This is a genomic window from Pinirhizobacter sp., assembly GCF_036499745.1.
GTDB lineage: Bacteria > Pseudomonadota > Gammaproteobacteria > Xanthomonadales > Rhodanobacteraceae > Pinirhizobacter.
The window spans coordinates 68,838-78,571 of the sequence record NZ_DASYDG010000014.1; the positions used below are offsets into that span (position 1 = coordinate 68,838).

The 9,734-nt window shown below is 65.1% G+C and carries 6 protein-coding genes; 1 reads left to right on the forward strand and 5 read right to left on the reverse strand.

Annotated features, from left to right (window positions below; translation table 11 throughout):
- The first annotated feature begins 43 nt into the window (after window positions 1-43).
- Complete coding sequence (locus tag VGM61_RS05045) at window positions 44-3,088, forward strand: discoidin domain-containing protein (protein ID WP_331521643.1); 3,045 nt, start codon at window positions 44-46, stop codon at window positions 3,086-3,088.
- A 12-nt stretch (window positions 3,089-3,100) separates the two neighbouring features.
- On the opposite strand, the gene VGM61_RS05050 is transcribed toward VGM61_RS05045, so the two are convergent.
- The 5 genes from VGM61_RS05050 to VGM61_RS05070 form a co-directional block, all read right to left on the reverse strand.
- Window positions 3,101-4,918 carry a hypothetical protein gene (locus VGM61_RS05050; RefSeq protein WP_331521644.1) on the reverse strand — a complete coding sequence of 606 codons (1,818 nt, stop codon included), beginning with the start codon at window positions 4,916-4,918 and terminating at the stop codon, window positions 3,101-3,103.
- Window positions 4,919-5,004: 86 nt separating this feature from the next.
- A complete protein-coding gene (locus tag VGM61_RS05055; protein ID WP_331521645.1) occupies window positions 5,005-6,294 on the reverse strand; it encodes an MFS transporter in 1,290 nt (429 codons plus the stop codon).
- 55 nt (window positions 6,295-6,349) lie between these two features.
- Window positions 6,350-7,492, reverse strand: a complete 1,143-nt coding sequence (locus VGM61_RS05060; protein ID WP_331521646.1) for a sugar ABC transporter permease — start codon at window positions 7,490-7,492, stop codon at window positions 6,350-6,352.
- Window positions 7,493-7,504: 12 nt separating this feature from the next.
- The gene (locus VGM61_RS05065; protein ID WP_331521647.1) at window positions 7,505-9,070 is read right to left on the reverse strand and encodes a xylose ABC transporter ATP-binding protein; all 1,566 of its coding nucleotides are present in this window, start codon (window positions 9,068-9,070) and stop codon (window positions 7,505-7,507) included.
- Window positions 9,048-9,734: sugar ABC transporter substrate-binding protein (locus VGM61_RS05070; RefSeq protein WP_331521648.1), on the reverse strand; the 687-nt coding region annotated here is incomplete at its 5' end. The genes VGM61_RS05070 and VGM61_RS05065, both read right to left, overlap by 23 nt.

The following is a 9,734-nucleotide window of genomic DNA, read 5'->3' on the forward strand; positions in this document are numbered from 1 at the left end:
TCCCCCAAAAGCCAGGAAGGCTGCCTTGAAGGTTCCCCGACCGATGCGAAAGCATGTTTCCGTTGTGACCGGGCTTTGTGCCCTGTTCCTGGCCGGTATCGCCCATGCGGCGTTGCCGCCGCGCGCCCAATGGCACGCCACGGCCTCCTCCGATGCGGTCCCGGCGCTGGCGCCAGTCAACGCCATCGACGGCGACGAGACCACCCGCTGGGGCGGTTCCTTCAGTGCCGATAACTGGTTGCAGGTGGACTTGGGCAAAGCCGCCGCCGTCGGTGGGGTAAGGATTCACTGGGACAGTGGCTTCGCCCAGTCGTACAGCATCCAGGCCTCGCTCGATGGCAAGACATGGAAACAGGCTTACGCCACCACGGATTCGAAAGGCGGCACCGACTACATCTTCTTCCCCGAGGTTCAGGCGCGTTACCTGCGTCTTGCCAGCGCGCCGCGAACAGCTGACTGGGGCGTCTCGGTGTTCGAGTTCGAGCCATTGCCGGCCGAAGAATCGCCGCGGATCCATGGCCTGGCGGGCAAGGAACCGGCACGTATCTGGACCCCTTCACCGGCTCGGGTGATCGAAGGCAGGGCTGACGGCGCTTCGGAGAAGTTATCGCGATCGGTGGTGATGCAGTTTCCGCGGACGTTCCCCACGGCCGGTGTTGAAGTAACGTGGTCAGGTCCACGTGGCGATGCGCGCCTGGAACAACAGGATGCGTCAGGGCACTGGACATCGGTGTCGGACGACCCGGGCCCGCTTGGGGATACGTCGTACCTTGCCGCCAACGAGGCCTTCAGCCCCAGCGCGCTTCGCCTGGTCGTGCAGGGCACCGGTGGCAAGGCACCTGCGATCAGTCGCTTGTCGCTGCTGGGCCCGGCGCGTGTGATGACGCCGATGAAGCGCTACGAGATCGTTGCCTCGCGTGCGAATGCGCCACTGTTCCCGTCCTCGCTGCATCAGCAGCAGGTGTACTGGACGGTGGTGGGTATTCCCGCCGGCCTGCAGAAATCCATCTTCGATGAATACGGCAACATCGAGGCCGCGCGCGGCATGCCGCTGGTGCAACCGGTGTGGCGTGACGCCTCCGGCCATGCCGTGTCCGCCGCGCAGGCTGAGCTTAAGCAAACGCTGCGCGACCGCTGGATGCCGATGCCGGTCGTTCAGTGGACGGTGCAACCCGGGTTGACCTTGACCAGCGAGGCATTCGCGCGCGACGTCGACGGCCAGCCGGTGACCGAAGTACGCCACCGTCTTCTCAATACCGGGAATACGCCCATCGACGGCAGCCTGTCGCTGATCGTGCGGCCGATGCAGATGAACCCGCCCTGGCAGAACGGCGGCGTATCGGCCATCCATGACCTTGCCATCGACAATGGCAAGGTAAACGTCAACGGCAAACTGCTGATGCAGGCATCGACCGTGCCGACGCATGTGGGGGTTTCGGCCTTCGGCGCGCACGGCGAGGGTGAAATCACCGCTGCAGTGGCTGCCGGCAAGCTGCCTGATGGCAAGGACGTGCATGACGACAGTGGCCTGGCCTCGGGCGCGCTTACCTACACAGTGCATCTGGCACCGGGCGAACATCGCGATGTGGTTGTTGCATTCCCACTGCTGGGCCATCGCGTTGTGTCGCCGGCTGACGGCTTCGACGAGCGTGCCGATGCGGTGGCTGCCGACTGGCGCAAGCGACTGGGCAAGGTAGGAATACGTCTGCCCGATGAGAGTCTGGTGGACGTCTTGCGCTCGCAGGCGGCCTATATGTTGATCAACCAGACCGGTCATGCCATGCAGGCGGGGCCGCGCAACTACGACCGCTCGTTCATCCGCGACGGGGCGGCGACGTCGTCGATCCTGCTGCGCATGGGCCAGGCCCGCGTGGCCCGGGATTACCTCACCTGGTATGCCGGTCATGCGGTGCACGAGAACGGCCTGGTTTCGCCGATCCTGAACCAGGACGGCAGCGTCAACCGCGGCTTCGGTTCGGACATCGAATACGACAGCCAGGGTGAATTCATTACCCTGGTAGCGGATGTGGCCCGCCTGGATGGTGGCGCCGGTTCAGTACGCGAGCTCAAGCCCAAGGTGGAGGCGGCGCTTAGATTCCTGCAGGTATTGCGCGAGCGCACCATGGTGCCGGGTTATCTGGCCAACCTGCCGTCGCCTGCGCGCTTCCACGGCATCATCGCGCCATCGATCAGCCACGAAGGCTATTCCAGCCCTACGCATAGCTATTGGGACGACTATTGGGCGCTGAAGGGCTGGCATGACGGTATCTGGCTGGCCGAGCGCTGGGGCGACAAGCCGCTGGCTGACTACGCACGCAAGCAGTACCAGGCCCTGCGCGAATCGGTCGCGGCGTCGATCCGGAACACCATGGCCTGGAAGGGTTCGGACTCGATGCCTTCGGACGCGGACCTTGGCGGCAATGATCCCACCAGCGTATCCATCGGACTGGACCCCGCCGGCCAGCAGGACATCATGCCGCCGGAGGCGCTGAAGAACACCTTCGATCGCTATCTTGCCGACGTGCGCGCACGCCGGGCACCGGGCTCTCTCTACGCCTACACGCCGTATGAGATACGCAACGTGCTCACCTACGTGCGCCTGGACCGCCCGGACGTGGCCAACGAATTGCTCGAAGACTTCGTCAACGACCGCCGCCCGCTGGGCTGGAATGTATTCGCCGAGGTCGTGCACTCGCGCCTGCGGCATCCCGGGTACCTGGGCGACATGCCGCACACCTGGATCGGCTCGGAATATGCGCGCGCCATCTTCGGCATGCTGATGCGTGAAGCCGACGACGGCCTGTACCTGTTGCCCGGCGTCGACCCATCGTGGGTGGCGGGCGAAGGCCTGTCGGTGGACAAGCTGGCCACCGAGTACGGCTCGCTGACGATGTCAGCGCGCCAGCAGGGTTCCACGCTCACGGTCACGCTCGGTGATGGCATGACCAAAGGCTGCCACCTGCGCGTGTTCTGGCCGGGACGGACGAAGCCGGCGAGGGTGGTTGTCGACGGTGAGTCGGTGACGGACTACACCGCCGACGGCGTAAGGCTGGAAAAGCCGTTCAAGGTGTTGAAGGCGGAGTGGTAGAAAAGCGCCGCCTTATTCCGCACCGGCCCAGCGGTGGCGCTCAGCCATCGCCAGCGCCAGTTTCGGCCCCAGCCGTGCGGCGCGTTCGCGGTCTTCGCGTTCCCGGCGGATCTGCGGCCAGCGTTCCAGGTAGGCGGAAAGGATGGCTGCGTCGCAGTGGTAGCGCCTGAAGGCGTCGGCGTGGGCTGAGCGCAACGCGACGGCGCCGTTGTAACCACCGAAGCCCTGGGTGACACACAGGGCACCGCCGTCAGCGTTGCCGGGGGATGCCTCGGCGCCCAGGACGAAATGCGTGGCGATGGACTCAAGATCCGGATCGAGCCGGCGCAAGGTGGGGACGCCGGGGGCTGCACGGCCCAGCACATACTGCACGGCCTGCGACAGCGCTTTCAGTCCGGTTTCGCCCATGGTATGGCCATCGCCGACGGCCTTGGGCGTGCCGACGAACACCTTCGGTAATTCGCCGCTGTACTTCTGTCGTTGCGCGGCGCCCACCAGGCCTGCGTGCGCGGTGGCGAGGTCGGTCTTGGAGTTGGTCCGGGTGCCCGTGGCGTGCGCGGCGAGGTAGCCGAACTGGTCCACGCCGTAGCCGTGGCCGAGGTAGGCCATGTCCAGCGCCTGCACCAGCGCGTTCTCGCCACCGAAACCGACACCGGCGAAATGCGCTTTGCCGCCGGCCTCGCCACTCTGGCCCCAGCCGACCACGATCGAGGTGATGTCCAGCTGGTTGCGCAGGGCGAAGTCGAGCGTGGTCACCAGCAGGCCCGAGCCACCATGGCCGACCACCGTGCCGTCAGCGTCGATATCGAACGGGGCCAGGCTGTCGTGCACGGAGCGGTCGTTACCGTCGGCGTGCTTGGCATTCTTCGCGGCGAGTTTCTCGCCGGTCATCAACGCACCGCCGCCGAAGGCTTCCAGGATGCCGAAGCTTGGCTGCAGCGCGGCATCGGCCGCCGTCAGCAGGGCCATTTTCGGCTTCTGGAAACCGGGGTAATCGAACAGGAGCTGCGGGGCCACATCGCACAGGGCGATCAGGCTCGACGCGCAGGCGCCGACAGCCGTCATCGGCGACTGTGGCACGCGCATGTAGCCGACGTCCTTCGAGTGCAGGGATTCACGAAGCTCCGGATGCTTCAGCGTGCGGCTGATGCTGTAGGCCGGTGCCAGCATGGTGGACACCAGGGCCGGGCCGTGCGAACCCAGCGACTGCGCCAGTCGCACGGCAAAGGTGTCCTTGGGGAAGCCGCCTTCGGGCAGCGGTGCATCGGGGCGCAACCATTGGCCGAGCGAATCCATGCCGCCGAAGGCGGTCGCCGATGCCACGCGGAAGCCGAACGGGTTCTCCACCATCGACGACAGCGGCGCCGGCAGGCCGGCCAGGGCGCCGAGCGCGCCGTAGGTGAACAACTGTGACTGTAGCGAGGGTGCCAGTAGTGGATCGTCCTGGAACAGGCCGTGCATGTCGCGCAGCCCCGAACCGCGGATGTCTTCGTAGCGGATACCTGACAGCCTGCGCAGGCCGACCGATTCGAAATCGTGGGGCAGGGCGGCGGCGATGTCAGTGACGGCGCGCGGCGCCAGTTCACGAACACCGGGGATGTGCCGGATGCCCATATTGGCGCGCAAGGTGGCGCCGTGAGCAGACTCGATGTCCTGGAGCGTGGCTGCCTGGCCCGCGTGGTCGCCGGAGGTCCAGGTGAGGCCGCCGGCCACGCCCCTGACTGGGTTGTCGAAGGACACCAGGCCTGCGTCGAAGGCGGCCATGGCGATGAAATCGGGGGATTTCACCACCCGCGCCTGATAGGTCTCGGTGGAGCCGACAGCCGACATCGTGGAGGCCGTGCCAATAGTTACAAGGACTTGGTCGCTTCTGAGCATCGGGGCGTTTGGCCGTGGCTTGAGTACAAGACTACAAATTATAGGCCGAACGACCCTTGTGCGCGCCTGCGGTACAGGAACAGGGTGGCACCGATGGAACAGGCGGCCGCGAAGGCCAGCCAGATGCCCGGGGCGGCCTTGTCGGCAGTAGCGTGGATCAGCCAGGTGGACATGGCCGGGGTGAATCCGCCGAAGATCGCCGTGGCCAGGCTATAGGCCAGCGAAAAACCCGCCACGCGCACCGCTTCGGGCATGACCTCGGTAAGGGCCGGGATCATCGCCCCGTTGTAGAAGCCGAAGATCAGCGAGAACCATTCCAGGCCCAGCAACATGTCGGTGAAGCTGGGTGATTGCACCAGCCAGTGCAAAACGGGGTAGCCGGTGGCCAGGGCCGCCGCCGCGGCGGTCAGCAGTACCCGCTTGCGGCCGAGGCGGTCTGACAGCATGCCCCCACAAGGGAGCCAGATGAAATTGGATACTCCCACGCACAATGTCACCAGAAGACTGTCGGCCGCTGACAGATGGAGTTCGTGTTCACCAAAGGTGGGGGCATACACCGTGATCAGGTAAAACGTCGTGGTGGTCAGGGCCACCATCAGCGCACCAGCGATAACGATCGCCCAGTTCGTTGTCAGCGTCCGCAGCATGGCCTGCGTATCGGGTCGCTCCTTGCGCGCCTTGTACGCTTCGGTCTCGACCAGGTTGCGCCGCAGGAAGAAGATAAAGGGCACCACCAGGCAGCCGACCAGGAAGGGGATGCGCCAGCCCCAGGCGTCTACCATGGCCTTTTCCATCCAGTGATTCAGACCGAAGCCGAGGGCGGCGGCGACCACGATGGAAACCTGCTGGCTTGCCGACTGCCAGCTGGTGAAGAAGCCGCGCCGTCCGTCGATGGCCATTTCGGACAGGTATACCGACACGCCGCCCAATTCCGCGCCTGCGGAAAAACCCTGCAACAGCCGCCCCAGCAATACCAGCAATGGAGCAAGCAAGCCCAGTGTCGCGTAGGCCGGTACGAAGGCAATCAGCACGGTGCCGCTGGCGACGATGGAAAGGGTAAGGATCAGTCCTTTGCGTCGGCCGACGCGGTCTATATACGCACCCAGCACCACGGCGCCGAGCGGCCGCATCAGGAAGCCGGCGCCGAATACGGCGAAGGTGAGCATCAACGAGGCGAAGGCGCTGTTCGTCGGGAAGAACGTGCGTGCGATAGCAGAGGCATAAAACCCGAACAGGAAGAAATCGAATTGCTCGAGGAAATTGCCCGAACTGACGCGGAAAATCGTGCCGATGGTGCCCGTGGTGCTGACCTGTTTTGGTTCGGGCATGAGGCGCTCCGGCGATGGGCAAAGCCCGATGGTAAGCCAGGGGCGCGCGATAGCGTCAGTCGCGGGACGAACCGCTCCACACGTCGATGCCCACGGCGATGACCAGGATCGCGCCCTTGACGATGTACTGCCAGTAGCTTTCCACGTCCATCATCGACATGCCGTTGTCCAGGCTTGCCATCACCAGCGCACCCAGCAGCGCGCCGTGCACCGTTCCCGAACCGCCGCGCATCGAGGCGCCGCCGATGAAACAGGCGGCAATGGCATCCAGCTCGCCGTTCACACCCGCCGAGGGGGAACCGGCGGCCAGGCGGGCGGTATTGATGATGCCGGCGAAGGCGCACATCAGGCCCATCAGGCCGAATACCGCAAGTTTCACCGCGGTCACGTTCACGCCAGCCAGCCGGGTGGCCTCCGCGTTGCCGCCCACGGCATAGATATGCCGGCCGAGTACCGTCTGCGTTCCCAGGAAGGTGAATACCGCCAGCAGGGCGAGCAGGATCATTACCGGCAGCGGCACGCCGCCATAGCCGTTGAGCGTGTAAAGGAAGCCGGCGATGACACCGGCGATCAACAGCAGCTTAAGTGATTCAGCGACCATCGACGGAAGGGGCAAGGCCAGCCGCGCGCGACGCCGCCGGCGCAATACCGCCAGCACGATCAATAGCAGGACGATGGCCACGCCCACGGCGGTTGATAACCCCGGCGGCACATAGCCCTGGCCCAGGAACACCAGATCCTCGGGGACGTCGGCGATGGTGGTGCTATGGGTAATGCCCTGCAGGATGCCGCGGAATGCCAGCATGCCGCCCAGGCCCACGATGAACGATGGAATGCGCAAGGTGGTGACCAGGGCGCCATTGAACAGGCCGAGCGCCACACCCGCGGCCATCACTGCGAGAATCGCCGGCCATGTGTGCCATCCCATGTTCACCGTCAGCACCGCCACCGCGCCGCCGAGCAGGCCCAGCAGTGAGCCCACCGAAAGGTCGATCTCGCCGGCGATGATCACCAGCACCATGCCGCAGGCCAGCATGCCGGTGATCGACATCTGGCGCAGCAGGTTGGAGAGGTTCCTGGCCGAAATGAAGGCGCCGTCGGTGAAGTGCTGGAAGAACAGCCAGATTGCCACCACGGACAGGGCCAGGGCGAGCAGCTTGTAGCGGGAGAACAGGCGCTGGAAAAGCTGGAAAGACATCTAAAATTCCATTCAGTGGTCGGCGTTGGCCGGCCCAAGGGCCGCGGCCAGTACGCGTTCGGAGGTGAGGCCGTCGATGGCGAAGTCGCCGCGCAAACGCCCTTCACCCATCACCAGCACGCGGTCGCTCACGCCAAGCACTTCGTTGAGTTCCGACGACACCATCACGATGGCCACGCCCTGCACGGCGAGTTCGTTGATGAGTTCGTAGATGTCCACGCGGGCCCCGACATCCACGCCGCGCGTGGGTTCATCAAGGAACAGCACTCGTGGCCTGGCCATCAATAACCGCGCCAGCACGGCCTTTTGCTGGTTGCCGCCGGACAGGCTGGCGATCGGCAGCGTCGGGCTGGCCGTCTTGATCCGCATGCGGTCGATGGATGCCTGGGCGGCGGTGAGTTCCGCGTCGGCGTCGATGCGGCCGGCATGGGCGAACGCGCCGAGGGTGGCCAGGGTGATGTTGTCGGCCACCGCCATCAGCGGCACGATACCGTGGCGCTTGCGGTCTTCAGGCAGCAGGCAAAGGCCGGCGCGGATGGCGTCGCGCGGCGAGCGGATGCGAAGCATCTTGCCGTCCAGCCGCATGTGGCCGCGGTGGCGTCCCTTCCACGTGCCGAAGATCGACGCGAGCAGTTCCGTCCGGCCAGCGCCGACCAGGCCGGCTATGCCCAGGATCTCGCCACGCCGAACCTGGAAGGACACACCGTCCACACGCTTGCGCCCGGCATCGACCGGGTCGAAGGCGGTGACGTCCCGTGCCTCGAACACGACTTCCCCGATCGCATGCGGCGTACGCGGGAAAAGGCTCTGCATCTTGCGTCCGACCATCTTCTCGATGATGTCGTCGGTGGTCATCGAGGCCATCGGCGCGGTGGTCACATGCCGGCCATCGCGCAACACACTGACCGTGTCGCAGACCCGCGCCACTTCTTCAAGCTTGTGCGAGATGTAGACGCATGCCACGCCACGGCGCTTCAGGCCCTCGATGATATCAAGCAGTACCTCCACCTCGTGGCCGCTCAGCGACGAGGTGGGTTCGTCGAAGATGATCAACCGCGCCCGCTTGGCAAGCGCGCGGGCGATCTCGAACAACTGCTGGTGCCCACCGCCGAAGTGCGCCACCGGCAGGGCAACGTTGACGTCTGAAAGCCCGAGTTCCGCCAATAGCTCGCCGGCGTGGCGGTGCATCGCCTGGACATCCACCAGGCCGCCAAAGCGGCGCGGCTCGTTGCCCAGGAAGATGTTTTCGGCCACCGACATCGCCGGCACCATCATCAATTCCTGGTGGATGATGACGATGCCCGCGGCCTCGCTGTCGCGCACGCCATGTGCACGCAGCGGCTTGCCGTCGAAGACGATCTCGCCGTCCCAGGTGCCATGCGGGTACACACCCGAAAGTACTTTCATCAGGGTGGACTTGCCCGCGCCGTTCTCGCCGCACAGGCCCAGGCATTCACCCGGGTCTACAGCCAGGTCCACGCCGTCCAGCGCACGGACGCCGCCGAACGACTTTGTGATGCCCTGCATGCGGAACATCGGCTGCAGGGGCGTGGGCTTACTTGCCGTAGAGCTGGGCATGGGTATAGAAGCCGTCCTGCACCACGGTATCGACGTTCTGCTTCGTCAGCCCGATGGGCTTCAACAGCACCGTGTCGACATCTTTCTTGCCGTTGTTGAGCTTGCTGGTGAAGTTCACCGGCGTCCCCTTCGCCATGTCCACCGACATCGCCGCGGCCTGGGATGCGATCTGGCGGATCGGCTTGTACACCGTCATCGACTGCGTGCCCTCGATCACGCGCTTGACGGCGGCGAGGTCGGCATCCTGACCCGACACGGCCACCTTGCCTGCGAGCTTCTGCGCATTCAGGGCCTGGATGGCGCCGCCGGCGATGGCGTCGTTTGAGGCGACGATGCCCTGGATGTCGTTCTTGTTGGCGGTGAGGGTGTCTTCGACGATGCGCAGGGCACGCGAGGGATCCCATTCGGGTGTCCATTGCTGGCCGACGATCTTCACGTCACCCCGGTCGATGGCGCTCTTGAGCGCTTTCATCTGGCCGTCGCGGTACATGTGGGCGTTATTGTCGGTGGGTGCGCCACCGAGCAGGAAGTAGTTGCCCTTCGGTGCCTTGTCCAGCACGCCCTGCGCCTGCATTTCACCCACCTTCTCGTTGTCGAACGAGATGTAGGCATCGACATCGGCGCCCAGGATCAGTCGATCGTAGGAAAGCACCTTGATGCCGTT